Raw genomic sequence first — 16,142 nt, 5'->3', positions numbered from 1 at the left:
CAAAACGACAACCGCTGTCATGCAGACCAACTTGCCGCATGCCATCACATCATCTCCGGGCTAATGCTCCCCAGTATCCGGGCCGTCCGCTTCGCCATCCTCGCCACCGGGCTCATTTTCCATCTCGTCGTCAGCGGGATCGCAACCACCCTGACCAGGATTGTGGTTGACCTGCGCGGCGAGATTGATCCGGGCACCAAGCTCCTGCGCGAGATGGCTCCTGTCACCCGAGGCGGCGGCCAGCTTCATGCTGACGCTGGCGTCCATCGAACCCAAGGCATGCATGAGGTTCTCCCGGGAAGCCCGACGCAAGGATGCGTCCCGCCCGATGGTCTCCAGCAATTCGATCGTATTGGACATGATTTACCCTGATTTTTCGTGTGAATGAATGACAACCCATCACGGAAAGCGCTCAGCACACCGTCGCGGTTGCGCCAGGCACTGCCTGGCTTTTCACTGTGCGACAACGTCCCCCGACCCCGCTCCACAGGCTAACACCGATCACCATGACGCAGCGCTGTTCCAAGCTACTATGTCGGGGTTGCGGCGGCCCGGTCCAGAGCGGCCAGGCGCTTCCGTACGGCATGGTTGACCAGCAGCGGCGCGGCGGGCGGCAGTACCACAGTCTCTTCGGCCGTCACGGGTGTTTCCGGAAGGTCACGCAGCAGCACCCGACGAATGCGTGGCTGTTCGATCGGCAACGTCGCGCCACGATAGATGATCAACTCGTGATCCAGCGGGTAGTCGTCAGCCAGCACATCCACCAGCACCTGACGGTATTCCGGGCCGGTGGCGAAGCGCTTCATCGAACGATCGCCGACCAGGCCCACTTGCCACAACACCAGGTAGGCACCGGGATTGAGGCGGGTCTCGCAAAACAGCAACTGGCTGGCCTCGTAGTGCTGGCAGCCGCGTCGGCCGGGATCGATGCCGAGGTCCGCATACAGGCAATCCTCGGCGGAAATTCCAGGCTCCATATGCGCCTGAAAACCTTCCTCGCGGGCCACCTTGATCACCTCATGCGGCGACCACGCGAAAATGCCCGGATGGCCATAGAACGCCGCGCAAACTTTCTTGCCCGCACGCACTTCGACCATCATCACATCAACCCATTCGCGATAGGTAACCGCGCGGGATTTATCACCCTTGCCGTAGTAAGGCTGCAGGCTACGCACGTCCGGATGCATGCGTTCCAGCCACATCTCCACGATGGCATCCGAAAGCGCCGCAAAGACCACGTCAGCCTGTTCGATGTAGCTGCGGGCGAGCGGCGAAAGATGCGATCCCAGGGTCATGCCCAGACCGACGCAGGCGATACTGCCGTGCTGTACAGGGGCTTCCGGCAATGACGCGGTGGTGGTGTTCATGGGTGAAGATATCCGGGGGACTTCATGAGTGGAAACGGCTCGACGACAACTTGCAGCCATGCCGAGAAATAGCCAGCGAATATACCGGGAACAGCCCTCAAACCCACGATGACCGTTGGCATGTGGAATGGTGGCTAGCTACTGGCCGGCGGCACCAATGCAATCACCGTCCAGCCCGCCTTGGGTTCCAGTTCGCGCTTGGCCGAGGCGACCCGTAACGTGCCCTTCTCCTCCACCCCGAACATCAATACCGTATTGGAGCCGTACTGATCGATGAAGTGCGGCCAGTCGAAGGTAGCGCTGAGCTTGGTCGACTTGATTCGCCAGCCCTGCCCGAGCATTTCGGCAAAACGACCATGGGTCATCGTTTCGTCGAACAGCGGCGGCGCCAGCAGGTTGCCGGCGAGGGCGGCACGGTCGGTGTTTTCCTGCGGGGTCAGATTGCGCAGGCGATAGACCTTCTCACGCCCGAACTCCTGCCGGTAATGCACGCATGCCAACGAATTGCGTTCGCGGTGGGTGGATACCGCCAACAGGCGGCCAATGCCGGTGAGATCCAGGTGAAGCTCGGCATGCGGCGAGGCCGGATTGCCGAAGAATGTATTGCGCCCTTCCATCCGGGCGAGCCGGATGCCGTCCCAGTCATCGTCAGCCAGCACCACGTGAAACTCGGCCTCGTCCAGTGCCTTGCCGATCGCGCGAGCCACCACATCGGAACCGAAGATCAGCACGCCGCGCGGCTCCGGCTCAGCCACCTTCAGCCACAACGCCAACGGGCGCGCGGTCGCACTCTGGAACACCACGGTGCCGATGATCAGGGTGAATACCAGTGGCACCAGTGCATCGGCGCCGGGCACACCCATCACGTCCAGCCGCAGCGCAAACAGTGCCGACACCGATGCCGCCACGATGCCACGCGGCGCCACCCAGCCGATCAACGCGCGCTCGCGCCAGTTCAACCCGCTACCGAACGTGGCGAACGCCACGGTCACCGGCCGTACCAGTAGTTGCGCGATCACGAACAAGGCAATGCCGGCACCAAGCATGCCGTTCGGCAACGGCCAATGCAGTCGGGCGGCCAGCAGGATGAACAGCATCGACACCAGCAGCGTGGTCAGGCTTTCCTTGAAGTCGAGAATGTCGTCGATATGCACACCACGCAGGTTGCCCAGTGCAATACCCATGATGGTCACCGCCAGCAGGCCCGACTCGTGGGTGAATGCATTGGAAACACTGAAGGCCAGCAGCACCGAGGCGAGCACCGCGTAATTCTGCAGATATTCGGGAATCATCTGACGCCGAAGGAACGCCGCCATCATCCAGGCCGACAGCGCGCCGATCACCACGCCGCTGCCGATGGTGGCCACGAAAATACCGATGGTATGACCTTCCTGCCGCGAGATGATCGCCTCATAAATCAGCACGGCGAACAGTGCGCCCAGCGGATCGATCACGATGCCTTCCCATCGCAAGGTGTTGGCGATGCGGGCGTTCGGACGCAATGTGCGCAGCATCGGCGCAATCACCGTCGGGCCGGTCACGCACGCCAGCGCACCGAACAATAGTGCGATCGACCAGCTCAGGCCGGCCACCAGATGCGCTGCCAGCGCCAGCAGCAACACCGTAGCTACCGCGCCATAGGTGATCAGCCCGCGCACCGCCTTGCCGATGCCCGGCAGCTCATGAAAGCGCAAGGTCAGGCTGCCTTCGAACAGAATCAAGGCCACTGCCAGCGAAACCGCAGGGAACAGCAGGTTGCCGAGCAGCTTGTCCGGGTCCAGCACGCCGCTGACCGGACCCAGCAGAATGCCGGCCAGCAACAGGAACACGATCGCCGGCAGCCGCACCCGCCACGCCAGCCATTGCGCCAGAAAGCCGATCACCAGCATGCCGGCAAGCATCAGGCTGAGCTCGATAGTCATCGCAGTCCTTGGGAAGATCCGGGCGCTATCGGAACATGCGCGGCAGGACACGTCCAGCGGCGCGGATGCGCAAGCTGCTCAGAAGCGCCGGTATTGCAATGCTTCGGCCAGGTGCTCGCGCTCCAGCAAGGCCGCGCCACCGTCCAGATCGGCGATCGTGCGCGCCACCCGCAGTACGCGATGGTAGGCACGCGCAGACAGACCGAGCCGCTCCAACGCACCTTCGAACCAGCGGCGTTCGGGCGCGCCCAGCGCACAATCGCGTTCGAGCTCGCGGGTACTGATTTCCGCGTTCGGCCGGCCCGCCCGCATCAGCGATTGGCGACGCGCCTTCAGCACGCGCGTGCGCACCGTAGCCGAGTCCTCATCGCGTTCGCCACGTGGCGCGCCCAGATCCGCCAGCGGCACCGGCGGCACTTCCACGCACAGATCGATGCGATCCAGCAGCGGACCGGAAATGCGCGAGCGATAGCGCTGGATCTGATCCGGCGTGCACTGGCAACGCGGGCTGCCGGCATAACCACAGGGACACGGATTCATCGCCGCGACAAGCTGAAACTGGGCGGGAAACGTCGATTGCCGTGCCGCCCGCGAAATCATGATGTGACCGGACTCCATCGGCTCACGCAGCACCTCGAGCACGTGCCGGCTGAACTCCGGCAACTCGTCCAGAAACAGCACGCCGTTGTGTGCCAGCGATACTTCACCCGGCCGTGGATACGAGCCACCACCGACCAGTGCCACTGCCGAAGCGGTGTGATGGGGCGAGCGAAACGGGCGTCGGCGCCAGCGTGCGAAGTCCGTAGCTTGTCCGGCCACGGACAGCACCGCGCAGGTTTCCAGCGCCTCTGACTCGCTCAGCGGCGGCAGGATACCCGGCAGACGTTCGGCCAGCATGGTCTTGCCCGTACCTGGCGGCCCGATCAGCAACAAGTGATGACCACCAACTGCAGTAATTTCCAGCGCGCGGCGCGCCTGCAGTTGCCCGCGCACGTCGGCGAGATCAGGGCCGTCCTCGGCGCCACCAGTGCTGGGGATGCCAACCGGCATCGACAGCTCTTGCGCACCACGCAGCCAACCACACACTTCGGCAAGGCTGTCGGCCACGCGCACGTCGACATCGGCCACCAAGGCCGCTTCGGCAGAATTTTCACGCGGCACCACCACGCGACGACCGCGCGCCCGGGCACGCAGCAAGGCCGGCAATACACCAGATACGCTGCGCAGCGCGCCACTCAGCGCCAGTTCGCCAAGAAACTCGCAATCGTCCAGTTTGTCGCGCGGCACCTGACCGCTGGCGGCGAGAATGCCCAGCGCAATGGCCAGGTCGAAACGACCGCCGTCCTTGGGCAACTCTGCCGGCGCCAGGTTCACCGTGACGCGCCGCCCGGGATATTCGAAGGCCGTGTTCTGGATCGCCACGCGAACCCGATCACGTGCCTCGCGCACCGCCGCCTCCGGCAGGCCCACGATATTGGTAGAGGGCAGGCCGCCGGAAAGATGCACCTCGACCATGACTTGCGGCGCGGCGATTCCTTCCTGCGCGCGGCTCAGGGTGACGGCAAGGCTCATGCGGCCAGCGGTCGATGGAACAGCGCGGCATGAGACATGCAGGGCGTTGCGCTGGCATACATGGGCATCGAACGGCTCCATCAGCAGCGCTGAACAAATAACCGCCTCCGATCGTTCTCGGGGTGAGGGTGACAGATCGGAGGCGGCTCCCGGGAGGCGGTGTTACGACCCCGCGCGGGCAGCTACCGTGGCCTCTAACTGGGCCACGCGTTGCTCCAATTCGTCGACCTTGGCGCGGGTACGCGCCAGCACCTGGGACTGGACTTCGAATTCTTCGCGGGTGACCAGGTCGAGGCGGCGCAATCCTTGCGCCAGAACATCCTGGAAGTTGGTTCGCAAATCCTGATGCGCCTGTGCCAACCCTGGCGGTACCAACGACACAAGTCGCAGGGCAATCTGGTCGATATCCTGCCTATCCATCATGGACAGCGCCTCGAGCTCGTCGAGGTAAATATTAGGTGAATGCAATTCAGCGTCGCCATCGGTACGGCCCCTCAATAGTTGTAGGGATTGTCCTACAGACGCCACGATCAGGCGACAACACCTGTTCAGACAGGCAGAATGACCTACCGTAGTATCCAACCCCGTTGGCAAAGGAAAACCCATGAAGCTGGTCGTGGCGATCATCAAGCCGTTCAAGCTGGACGATGTCCGCGAGGCGCTGGCCGAAGTAGGCCTGCAAGGCATCACGGTGACCGAGGTCAAGGGCTTTGGCCGCCAGAAAGGCCATACCGAGCTGTATCGCGGTGCCGAATACGTGGTCGACTTCCTGCCCAAGATCAAGCTGGAGGTGGCCGTGGCTGATGACCAGCTCGACCGGGTGCTGGAAGCGATCCAGAATTCCGCCCGCACTGGCAAGATCGGTGACGGCAAGATTTTCGTCACCTCCCTGGAGCAGGTAATCCGCATCCGCACCGGCGAACTGGATCACGACGCGCTGTAATTCCCCGCCCGGCTTGGCCAGCACCTGCTGTCTGCCGACTTATGCACAACTTGTTGGGTTGACCCTGTCGTGGTCACCCGATATGTTGTGCCCGTCGGTGCCCGACCAGATGCGACATCGGTCGGGCTTAAAAGGGAATCCGGTGTAACTCCGGAACTGCCCCGCAGCGGTAAAGTGGAAACGAACGCCCCCACATGCACTGGCCCTCGGAGGCTGGGAAGCGGGAGCCAGTAGGCGGGTCGAAAGATCCACGTCCGCAAGTCCGAAGACCTGCCGACACACCGGGACGAACGTGTTCCGGTGCGTAGTGACGGCTTCCGCGGGGAAGTGCGTGGTGAAGGCAGGTGCCGTTTCGGCACATGTCTTGCGCGTCGCCTCCGGAATCCATCGCTATCAGGCCCTGCTCGAGGGAAGCAGGCGTTTGATGTCCATGCTTCGGAGCCACCTGCCATGCAACCCCTCGATACCGTAGAGCACGAGCGCACCGTCGCGCGTGCCGAAACATCCACTTTGGGCGAAATGCCCTCTTCGTCCAACACGCCCTTTGCGCTGACGCCACCGCATAACCCGGCACAGATGCACGTGACCAAACGCAACGGCGGTCAGGAAACCGTCGACGTCAACAAGATCGTACGGGCCGTGACCCGCAGCGCCGAAGGCCTGCACGGTGTCGACCCGTTGCGGGTGGCGCTGAAGACCATTGGCGGGCTCTACGACGGCGCCACCACGCAGGAGCTGGATCAGCTGTCGATCCGCACCGCCGCCGCGCTGACCGCGGAGGAGCCGGAATATGGCCAGCTCGCCGCGCGCCTGTTGGGTGCTTATATCGACAAGGAGGTCAGCGGCCAGGAAATCCAGAGTTTCTCGCAGTCGATCGTGCGCGGCGCCGAGCTGGGCATTCTCAACGACCGCCTGCGCGACTTCGTGGCAGCGAATGCCCGCAAGCTCAATGACGCGATCGACCCGCTGGCAACCCGCCGCTTCGAGTACTTCGGCCTGCGCACGGTGTGCGACCGCTACTTGCTGCGTCATCCGCAGCAGCGACTGGTGATCGAGACGCCGCAGCATTTCTTCATGCGCATCGCCTGCGCGCTCGGCGGCAACGAAATCGCCGAAACGCTCGAGCTTTACCGCCTGCTGTCCTCACTGGAATACATCGCCAGTTCGCCCACGCTGTTCAACGCGGGCACTGCGCATGAGCAGTTGAGCTCGTGTTACCTGCTCGACTCGCCACTCGATTCGCTGGAGTCGATTTACGACAAGTATGCCGACGTGGCAAAGCTGTCCAAGTTCGCCGGCGGCATCGGACTGGCCTATTCCCGAGTGCGTTCACGCGGATCGCTGATCAAGGGCACCAACGGCCATTCCAACGGCCTGCTGCCGTGGTTGAAGACGCTGGACGCCTCGGTCGCCGCGGTGAACCAGGGTGGCAAGCGCAAAGGTGCTGCCTGCGTGTATCTGGAGTCGTGGCATGCCGACATCGAGGATTTCCTCGAACTGCGCGACAACACCGGCGACGATGCGCGCCGTGCGCACAATCTCAACATCGCCAACTGGATTCCCGACGAGTTCATGCGCCGGGTCGAGAGCGATGGCGACTGGTCGCTGTTCGACCCCAAGGTGATGCCGCAGTTGATCGATAGCTGGGGCGAGACATTCGACCTGCTGTATCGCGAAGCCGAGGCGAACGGTCTGGCGGTGAAGAAGGTCAAGGCGCGCGAGCTCTACGCGCGGATGATGCGCACGCTGGCGCAGACCGGCAATGGCTGGATGACCTTCAAGGACCGTTGCAACGCCACCAGCAATCAGACGGCCAAAGCCGAGAACGTAATCCACTTGTCCAACCTGTGTACCGAAATCCTCGAAGTGAGTTCGGTAAACGAGACGGCGGTATGCAACCTCGGTTCGGTGAACCTGTCGCGCCACGTCGTTCGTGCTGCCGATGGCAGCTACGCGTTCGATTACGACCAACTCGCCTCCACCGTACGCACCGCGGTGCGCCAGCTCAACCGCGTGATCGACCTCAACTTCTACCCGATCGAAACAGCGCGCACGGCGAACATGAAATGGCGACCGGTAGGCCTGGGCGTGATGGGCCTGCAAGACGTGTTCTTCAAACTTCGCCTGCCGTTCGATTCGACCGAAGCACTGGCCCTGTCCACGCGCATCGCGGAGGAAATCTATTTCCACGCGCTGTCGCAGTCATGCGAACTGGCCCAAAACGAAGGTGCGCATCCCGGCTTCGCCGACAGCCGCGCAGCCCACGGCGAACTGCAGTTCGACTACTGGCCGAATGTCGCGCCACATGATGTCGAACGCTGGGATGGACTACGCGACAAGATCAAAAGCCATGGCCTGCGCAACTCGCTGCTCATCGCGATTGCGCCTACCGCCACCATTGCATCGATCGCCGGCTGCTACGAATGCATCGAGCCGCAAGTGAGCAACCTGTTCAAGCGCGAGACGCTGTCGGGTGATTTTCTGCAGGTGAACCGCTACCTGGCGGACGAGCTGAAGGCGCTCGGCCTATGGACGCCTGAAGTGCGCGACGCAATCAAGCTGGCCGAAGGGTCGATCCAGAATATTGCCGCCATTCCCGAGCGCCTGCGCACCATCTATCGCACCGTATGGGAACTGCCGCAAAAAGCATTGATCGACCTGGCTGCCGCGCGCAGTGCGTACATCGACCAAAGCCAGTCGCTGAACCTGTTCACCGAAAACCCGAACATCGGCCAGTTGAGCTCGATGTACATGTACGCGTGGAAGGCCGGCATCAAGACCACCTATTACCTGCGTTCCAGGCCAGCCACCAAGATCGCCAAAACCACGGTGTCAGCGATGCCCGATCAGGCCCAGGCGAATGCGGCGGTGTTCTGCTCGCTGGAAAATCCCGAGTACTGCGAAGCCTGCCAATAGGGTGAGAAATGAGTGTGGAGGAGCGAGAAATGGGAGATGGCAGACCTGGAGACCCAAGCCTCTCTCCACTCACTTCTCTTCACTCACTTCTCGCTTTCCGGCGCATCGTTGTACACATACGACTGACTTCATCCAGCGCGACACGAACACGTTCGGTTTCGTTACCGGGAAACCAGCCAAGCTGCTCGCATAACGTGATTTGGGTATCCAGCTCGGCGACCGAGCCATGTGCAATGGCTAGAAACTGGGCCTTCTCCCTCTTCGACTCTCGCGTCCACCCCTCGGCAATGTTGCTTGGCACCGAAACAGCGGCTCGCGTGAGCTGACTTCGCATTCCATAGATCTCTTCCCTCGGAAGAAACGCCGTCAGTCGGTATACCTCGCGCGCCATGTCCATCGCGCGCTGCCACACCTTCGTCTCTCTATAGTGCACAGGACCTCCTTGTCATGACTGCATCATCTCTCGTTTCTCACTCCTCTTCACTCACTTCTTCGCTCATTGATCCGGGTTTCGAGCTAACACTGCGCCCGATGCGCTACCCCGGCTTCTACGAGATGTATCGCAATGCGATCAAGAACACCTGGACCGTCGAGGAAGTGGATTTCTCGATGGACACCAGCGATCTGGACAACAAGATGTCTGCTGCTGATCGTCATCTGATCCGGCGCTTGGTGGCATTTTTCGCCACCGGCGACACCATCGTGTCGAACAACCTAGTGTTGAATCTGTATCAGCACATCAATGCGCCGGAAGCACGCATGTATTTGTCGCGCCAGTTGTACGAGGAGGCGTTGCACGTGCAGTTCTACCTCACCTTGCTGGATACCTATATCCCCGATCCGGAGGAGCGCAATGGCGCGTTCGCGGCGATCGAGACGATTCCGTCGATCCAGCAGAAAGGTGCGTTCTGTTTCAAGTGGATCGATTCGATCCAGGGCTTGCACCGACTGGAAACGCGCGAACATCGGCGGCAGTTCCTGCTCAACCTGATCTGCTTCGCCGCCTGCATCGAAGGTCTGTTCTTCTACGCCGCGTTTGCCTACGTCTATTACCTGCGCTCGCGCGGCCTGCTGCATGGCTTGGCGGCCGGCACCAACTGGGTGTTCCGCGACGAGAGTTGCCACATGGCGTTCGCGTTCGAAGTGGTGCGCACGGTGCGTGAACAGGAGCCTGACTTGTTCGACGATGCCATGCGCGCGCAGGTCGAAGAGATGATGGAGGACGCCATCACCTGCGAAACCCAGTTCGCCGAAGACGTGCTCTCCGGTGGCGTGGTCGGCATGTCGGTGAAGGATATGCGCCAATACCTCGAGTACTGCGCCGACCAGCGGCTCACCCAACTCGACATGCCGAAGAAGTACGGCGCCAGGAACCCGTTCGACTTCATGGACCTGCAGGACGTGCAGGAAGTGGCCAACTTCTTCGAGCGACGCGTGTCGGCCTATCAGGTCGGTGTGCAGGGTGAAGTGGCGTTTGACATGGCGTTCTGAGCGAATGGCTCGAGCTCAAGGCCTTGACTCGTGCTATTCGTAATTTATTACGCTTTTTTTTCTTTTGAATCAAAGCTTTTGCGTTAACAAAGTGTCATGAAAAATCTCTAGAATGCGCACAGATCCGCCGCTGCGGCCGCAATGGCCGCAGCGCCGATCAACCAGCGGGTGGCCGTCGACGTAGGGGATTCACGGAGTAGTGTTCCGCGAGCCTGCGAGTCCTGGGCATCCCGCCGTGCCCACGATCCCAAGGATTTCCCATGACTACTTCCCATCGCGTCAGATTGCTGCCGTTCGCCATCGCGTCCCTGCTTGCCATGTCACCGCTGGCTGCCCAGAACGTCACCACGTCCGGTGTCAGCGGCCGCGTGCTGGACGCCAATGGGCAACCGGTAACTGGGGCAACGGTCACCATCGTGCACCAGCCCTCTGGCACGACCAAATCAGTTGTCACCGACAACGATGGTCGCTATACCGCGCAAGGCTTGCGCGTCGGCGGTCCGTTCGAGATCAGCGCAGACAAGGCTGGCCAGTCGGTTGAGCGTGACGATATCTATCTGCAGCTTGGCCGTCCGTCCTCGATCAACCTGAGCATGGCGCCCGCGGCATCAGCAGCGCGCAACCTGTCGGCGGTGACGGTGAGCGCATCCACGCTGGCGCAGACTTTCTCTTCGGACAACAAGGGCTTGTCGACCAATATTTCGCAGCAGCAGTTGCAGGCGACGCCCCAGGGCAATCGCTCCGTCGATGACGTGGCCCGGCTGGACCCACGCATCAACGTGACCGACCAGGGCACGGGCGCCATCTCTGCCAACGGCATGAACAATCGCTACAACAACGTCAGCGTCGATGGCGTTACCCAGGGCGACCCGTTCGGCCTCAACGCCAATGGCCTGCCGTACCAGAAGTCGCCGATCTCGCCGGAAACGATCGCCGAATACAACATCTCCACTGCCACCTTTGACACGACCTCCGATACCGTCGGCGCCGACGTCAACGCGGTGACCAAGAGCGGTACCAACCAGTTCCACGGCTCGGTCTATTACGCCTACCGCAACGCCAACCATCTGGTCGGCGACGCCGGCTGGCTGGACAGCAGCAACCCCGGCTACCACTACAAGGGCTACCAGAAGGATTCCACCGGCGGCTTCAATGTCGGTGGCCCGATCATCAAGGACAAGCTGTTCTTCTTCGTTTCGGCCGAGCACGAGAAGACTACCGGCATCGGCGCGGACTCCGCCAATGGCCTGGACAATTCGCTGGGTAACGGCCCGTCGACCAGCAACAAGGTATCCCCCGGTGATCTGCAGAAAGTGATCGACGCCGCCAAGGCGCTGGGCCTCACGCCCGGTGCGTTCGGCGGCCCGACCGGCCTGGCTTATGACGACAAACGCTATCTCGGCAAGATCGACTGGAACATCAGCAACGATCACCGCGCCAGCTTTACCTATCAGAACACCGAAGAGCAGCTGCCGGCCGTTGGCGGCAACAGCCCGAACAGTGTCGGCCTGACCAGCTACACCTATACCAAGGCGATCAGTACCAAGAACTATGTGGCCCACATCTTCGACGACTGGTCGGAAAACTTCTCCACCGAGGCCAAGGTCGGTTTCCAGAAATTCGTGCAGGACACCACCGCGCCTTACCAGCAGCCAGCAGTCAACGTGAACCTTTCGCCCGATGGCAAAGGTCCGTCGGTCAACCTCGGCGAAGAGCAGTACCGCCACTACAACCATATCGATACCAAGAAGTTCAGCGTCTTCCTGGCAGGCACTTATTATCTCGGTGACCACGCCATCAAGGGTGGCGTCGACTACCAGCGCAACAAGATCAACAACCTGTTCGGCCAGACCGAGTTCGGCCAGTACAACTTCTGGGGTCTCGACAACTTCATCGCCGGCAACTACAACAAGTACGTGCTGTATCACCCGGCACCGGGTTACACGCTGGGCGAGATCGCCGGCAAGTGGACCTACAGCCAGTACAGCCCGTTCCTGCAGGACACCTGGCAGGTCAACGAGCAGCTGTCGGTACAGTACGGCGTGCGCATCGACATCCCGCACTCCAGCGCACCGCCGGTGTACAACGCCGCGTTCTCGCAAGCCTTTGGCTACAGCAACAATTACACGGTCGGTTCGAGCAACCGCGTGGTGGAACCGCGACTGTCGTTCAACTACGCCTTTGACAGCACCTACAAGACCCAGTTGCGTGGTGGCGTGGGCCTGTTCCAGACAGCGCCGCCGACGGTATGGATGACCAACCCCTACCAGAACAACGGCATCACCCTGCGCTCCTACACCACCTTCGACCCAACGCTGGCACCCTTCAGCGCGGACCCGTTCAACCAGAACATTCCCGCTGGCGGCGGTGCCGGCTCGATCGACACGATCGCCAAGAATTTCCACCTGCCCACCGTATGGAAGGCCAGTCTGGCACTGGACCGCGAACTGCCTTGGTGGGGGCTGACGGCATCCGCCGAGTACGAGCACATCCAGGTGCGCGACGGCATTCTGTATCAGGCAGCAAACTTCGGCGCGCCCACCGGCGTATTGCCGGACGGCCGCCTGCAGTTCTGGAAGACGCCGGGCGAAGCACCGGTCTCGAAGGATGCATTGGCGAATCAAAATCGCGCCTTCTCCACAGCCTCGACGCTGCTGACCAATACCCACAAGGGCAAGTCCGACAGCTTCACCATGGCGTTGAGCAAGCCGTTTGCGTACGGCTTCTCCGGGACGGTCAGCATGACGTTCAACCACGCCACCGACGTCGACCCGGGTACCGACACGATTGCCTACAACGGCTATCAGCGCGTGGCACGGCTGAACCCGAACGCCGACGTGGCCGCGATCTCCAACTACAGCATCGCCAAGAGCTTCAAGGCCTCGCTGAACTGGCAGCACAACTTCTTCGGCGACTACCGCAGCCAGGTGTCGATGTTCTACAACGGTCGTACCGGCAACCCGTACACCTGGGTGTTCAGCAACGATGCCAACGGCGACAGTATCGGCGGTTGGGACCCGGCGTATATCCCGTCGGCTACCGATCCCAAGGTGGCCTTTGCGGCAGGCACCAGCGCGCAGGTGATCCAGCAGTTCGAAAGCTTCCTGGCCAGCGACTCATACCTGCGTGATCACCGGGGCCAGATCGCTGCCCGCAACGGCGACCGTACCGCGTGGGTCAACTCGCTGGACATGAGCTTCTCGCAGGAAGTGCCCGGCATCTTCAAGGGCAACAAGGGCGAAATCCGTCTGGACGTCTACAACTTCCTCAACCTGATGAACAAGAACTGGGGACAGGCCAGCAACACCGGCATCTACCCGACCCGCACGCTGGCCAGCTATGCCGGGGTCAATGCGCAGGGGCAGTACGTCTACTCCCTGCCCACCGACAAGAGCGGCAACTACCAGCCGCAGCAACTGCAGGTCTATGACGGCGGTTTCTACGATCCCAGCCGGGTGGTTTCGCGTTGGTCGGCCATGCTGACGTTGCGCTATACGTTCTGATCGGCGCGACCTTTCGGTTAGAAGCATGAAAAACGGCGCCCACGTGGCGCCGTTTTTTTTAACCAGCCCGACGTACATCCATGATCATCGACCTATTGACTACATCTGTAGTCATGGCGTAGTTTGACTACAACTGTAGTCAAAAGGCGTCACGATCATGCGCAAACCTTCCATCGGCGATCAGGAACTGGCGCTACTGCAGCATCTGGACGAAGGCGGCCAGGCCTCGGTAGGTGAAGTAGCCAGCACGTTCGGCGAGCCGCGCGGACTGGCCCGTTCAACCGTGCTCACGATGATGGAACGGTTGCGTACCAAGGGTTACCTCAAACGCCGTCAACGGAAAGGCATGTATCGCTACAGCACGGCCACCGGCGCGGCCGAAGCCGTTCGCAGTGCCGTTGGCAGCTTCGTCGAGAAGACACTCAGCGGTTCGGTATCACCGTTCGTGGCGTGGATGTCCGAGCACGCCGAAGTGTCTGACGACGAGTTGGCCGAGCTTGAGGCACTGGTTGCCCAATTGCAGTCGCGACGCAAGGAGAGCTGAGGTGAATGCACTCAGTCATTTCACCGACGTCCTGCTGACCCGTTTGCTATGGACGTCCATTCAGGCAACCGTGTTGATCGTGGTCGTCGCCTTGGTCGTGCGCCTGCTACCCCGGTTGCCGGCAGCCTTGCGCTGCACCTTGTGGTGGCTGATCAGCCTGCAATTGCTGCTTGGCCTTTGCTGGCACGCGCCGCTGGCACTGCCGCTGCTCAGCCCGGTGGCGGCCATGGCAGACAGCACGGCAGTCGAACCTGCTGCCGTCAGGCTGGCCTACGACACGGCCACACCGCTGGCGACAAGTGATGGCACTGCGGTTCATCACGAAAGTTCGCTGGGCGAAAGCGTGGCCAGCGGCCTCGCCCATTGGCGCACATGGTTACCCGAGCTGTGGCTGGTGGCGATGCTGGCCCAGCTGCCCCTGCTGGCGCGGCAATGGTTGCGCACGCAGCGACTGCTCCGTAACGCCGAGCCCCTGCTTGATGTCTCGATGCAGGCACTGTGTGCGCAGCGTGCACGTGCGCTCGGTCTGCAACGCTGTCCGCCGTTGTATGTCTGTGCTGACATCGAGTCGCCACAGGTCAACGGTCTGCGGCAGCCGGTGGTACTACTGCCCGCTGTACACGCCATGACACCCGCCGAATCGGCGATGGCGATTGCGCACGAACTGGCCCATTTGCGCCGCGGCGACCTGTGGCTGGGCTGGCTGCCGGCCATCGCCGGACGGCTGTTCTTCTTCCATCCGCTGGTCAGGTGGGCCATGCGCGAATACGCGTTCGAGCGTGAAGCCGCTTGTGATGCCGAAGTGCTGCGACAGACCGGCACGCCACCCCACGCCTATGCCCAACTACTGTTGCGGCTCGGCATATCCCACCCGATGCACGCCGGTCTCGCCGGCGCTTCCCCCACGTTCCAGAACCTGAAGAGGCGACTGACCATGCTCCAGCATGTTGATCCCGTATCCCGCCGGCACCTGCGTGGATGGCTGTTGGTAGCGCTGGTTGCCGTGGCTGGCGTGCTGCCCTATCGCGTCACCGCTGCCAGCAATAAACACGACAACGCCACGCCAGTGGCCAGTGCATCGACATGGGCGCCGATACCGCCCGTGCCGCCCATGCCACCACCGCCATCCATGAACGCGCCGGTCATGCCGCCGCCACCGCCGCCGGCACTGATGAGCCCACCACCACCTCCGCCGCCCCCGCCGCCTCGTGACAATGGCTTCTCAGCGCAGCACGTGGATATCGACACTGCAAATCATGCGGAAAACGGCTTCGCGCTGTTCGACGGCAATTCGACCATCACCATCAATGGTTCCAACGCCGATCTCGATACGGTGAAGAAACTGCAAGCAGCCAACAAGTCGATGCTGTGGTTTCGTCGCGGCAACGAGGCCTACCTGATCCGCGACAAGGCCATGCTGGAACGTGCCAGCCGCATCTACGCACCGGTCACCGCACTGGCGCGGCAACAAGGTGAACTCGCCGGACAGCAGGGCGCCATCGCCGGCAGGCAAGCCGGCCTTGCGGCACAGGACGCCGCCTTTGCGCAGCAACAAGCCATGCTCGCAGGGCAGCAGGCGAAACTGGCCGCACGCGTCGCTACAGATGAGGCGAACGGCTCGAATCAGCAGAGCGAACTGGATGCGCAGCGGGCCCGGATGGATGCCGCCCAAGCACAACTCGACAAGCACCAGGCCGAAATGGACGCACGCCTGGGTGCTCAACAAAAAGAGCTGGAAGCACAGCAAGCCGGCTTCGAAAAGCAGCAGCAGGCGATGGATGACGAACAGCAGAAGGCACAGAAAACAGCGAGTCAGTCGATGAGCCAGCTGCTCGACGAAGCCCTGGCCAAGGGGCTGGCGCAGAAGACCAGCTCGCGCTGATA

11 protein-coding genes and 1 riboswitch are annotated in these 16,142 nt (G+C 61.9%); of the genes, 6 read left to right on the top strand and 5 right to left on the bottom strand.

Annotated elements, in window-relative coordinates:
- Positions 1-60: 60 nt before the first annotated feature.
- From PY254_RS03995 to PY254_RS03975, 5 genes are all read right to left on the bottom strand, one after another.
- A complete protein-coding gene (locus PY254_RS03995) occupies positions 61-360 on the bottom strand; it encodes a hypothetical protein (RefSeq protein ID WP_281014182.1) in 300 nt (99 codons plus the stop codon).
- Between the two features lie 170 nt (positions 361-530).
- Positions 531-1,367, bottom strand: coding sequence for an SAM-dependent methyltransferase (locus tag PY254_RS03990; RefSeq protein ID WP_281014181.1), 837 nt, complete (start codon positions 1,365-1,367; stop codon positions 531-533).
- 134 nt (positions 1,368-1,501) lie between these two features.
- Complete coding sequence (locus PY254_RS03985) at positions 1,502-3,289, bottom strand: cation:proton antiporter (protein ID WP_281014180.1); 1,788 nt, start codon at positions 3,287-3,289, stop codon at positions 1,502-1,504.
- A gap of 78 nt (positions 3,290-3,367) precedes the next feature.
- Complete coding sequence (locus PY254_RS03980; protein ID WP_281014179.1) at positions 3,368-4,861, bottom strand: YifB family Mg chelatase-like AAA ATPase; 1,494 nt, start codon at positions 4,859-4,861, stop codon at positions 3,368-3,370.
- Positions 4,862-5,023: 162 nt separating this feature from the next.
- Positions 5,024-5,284 carry an accessory factor UbiK family protein gene (locus PY254_RS03975; RefSeq protein WP_281015150.1) on the bottom strand — a complete coding sequence of 87 codons (261 nt, stop codon included), beginning with the start codon at positions 5,282-5,284 and terminating at the stop codon, positions 5,024-5,026.
- 181 nt (positions 5,285-5,465) lie between these two features.
- On the opposite strand from PY254_RS03975, the gene glnK reads away from it, so the two are divergent.
- The 6 genes from glnK to PY254_RS03945 all read left to right on the top strand — a co-directional run bounded on the left by glnK (position 5,466) and on the right by PY254_RS03945 (position 16,140).
- Positions 5,466-5,804 (top strand): P-II family nitrogen regulator, encoded by a 339-nt coding sequence (glnK, locus tag PY254_RS03970; protein ID WP_281014178.1) that lies wholly within the window; start codon positions 5,466-5,468, stop codon positions 5,802-5,804.
- 78 nt (positions 5,805-5,882) lie between these two features.
- A riboswitch (cobalamin riboswitch) is annotated at positions 5,883-6,097 on the top strand.
- Between the two features lie 226 nt (positions 6,098-6,323).
- Entirely contained in the window at positions 6,324-8,720 is a 2,397-nt protein-coding gene (locus PY254_RS03965) for a ribonucleoside-diphosphate reductase subunit alpha (RefSeq protein WP_281015149.1), read from the top strand.
- A gap of 447 nt (positions 8,721-9,167) precedes the next feature.
- Positions 9,168-10,211: a ribonucleotide-diphosphate reductase subunit beta gene (locus PY254_RS03960; RefSeq protein ID WP_281014177.1), complete on the top strand. Its 1,044-nt coding sequence runs from the start codon at positions 9,168-9,170 to the stop codon at positions 10,209-10,211.
- A gap of 260 nt (positions 10,212-10,471) precedes the next feature.
- The gene (locus PY254_RS03955; protein WP_281014176.1) at positions 10,472-13,714 is read left to right on the top strand and encodes a TonB-dependent receptor; all 3,243 of its coding nucleotides are present in this window, start codon (positions 10,472-10,474) and stop codon (positions 13,712-13,714) included.
- A gap of 157 nt (positions 13,715-13,871) precedes the next feature.
- A complete protein-coding gene (locus PY254_RS03950) occupies positions 13,872-14,258 on the top strand; it encodes a BlaI/MecI/CopY family transcriptional regulator (protein ID WP_281014175.1) in 387 nt (128 codons plus the stop codon).
- A gap of 1 nt (position 14,259) precedes the next feature.
- Entirely contained in the window at positions 14,260-16,140 is a 1,881-nt protein-coding gene (locus PY254_RS03945) for a M56 family metallopeptidase (RefSeq protein ID WP_281014174.1), read from the top strand.
- Positions 16,141-16,142 lie beyond the last annotated feature (2 nt).

The organism is Rhodanobacter sp. AS-Z3, from assembly GCF_029224025.1.
Classification (GTDB): domain Bacteria; phylum Pseudomonadota; class Gammaproteobacteria; order Xanthomonadales; family Rhodanobacteraceae; genus Rhodanobacter.
The sequence above is the reverse complement of the archived record's forward strand: the minus strand, read 5'-3'. Positions and strand labels throughout refer to the sequence as shown.

Excerpts from the sequence above, each read along its gene's own strand:
- PY254_RS03980 (WP_281014179.1), bottom strand. The coding sequence starts at position 4,861 with ATGAGCCTTGCCGTCACCCTGAGCCGCGCGCAGGAAGGAATCGCCGCG.
- PY254_RS03995 (WP_281014182.1), bottom strand. The coding sequence starts at position 360 with ATGTCCAATACGATCGAATTGCTGGAGACCATCGGGCGGGACGCATCC.
- PY254_RS03965 (WP_281015149.1), top strand. The coding sequence starts at position 6,324 with ATGCCCTCTTCGTCCAACACGCCCTTTGCGCTGACGCCACCGCATAAC.
- PY254_RS03960 (WP_281014177.1), top strand. The coding sequence starts at position 9,168 with ATGACTGCATCATCTCTCGTTTCTCACTCCTCTTCACTCACTTCTTCG.
- PY254_RS03990 (WP_281014181.1), bottom strand. The coding sequence starts at position 1,367 with ATGAACACCACCACCGCGTCATTGCCGGAAGCCCCTGTACAGCACGGC.
- PY254_RS03975 (WP_281015150.1), bottom strand. The coding sequence starts at position 5,284 with ATGATGGATAGGCAGGATATCGACCAGATTGCCCTGCGACTTGTGTCG.
- PY254_RS03985 (WP_281014180.1), bottom strand. The coding sequence starts at position 3,289 with ATGACTATCGAGCTCAGCCTGATGCTTGCCGGCATGCTGGTGATCGGC.
- PY254_RS03955 (WP_281014176.1), top strand. The coding sequence starts at position 10,472 with ATGACTACTTCCCATCGCGTCAGATTGCTGCCGTTCGCCATCGCGTCC.
- glnK (WP_281014178.1), top strand. The coding sequence starts at position 5,466 with ATGAAGCTGGTCGTGGCGATCATCAAGCCGTTCAAGCTGGACGATGTC.
- PY254_RS03950 (WP_281014175.1), top strand. The coding sequence starts at position 13,872 with ATGCGCAAACCTTCCATCGGCGATCAGGAACTGGCGCTACTGCAGCAT.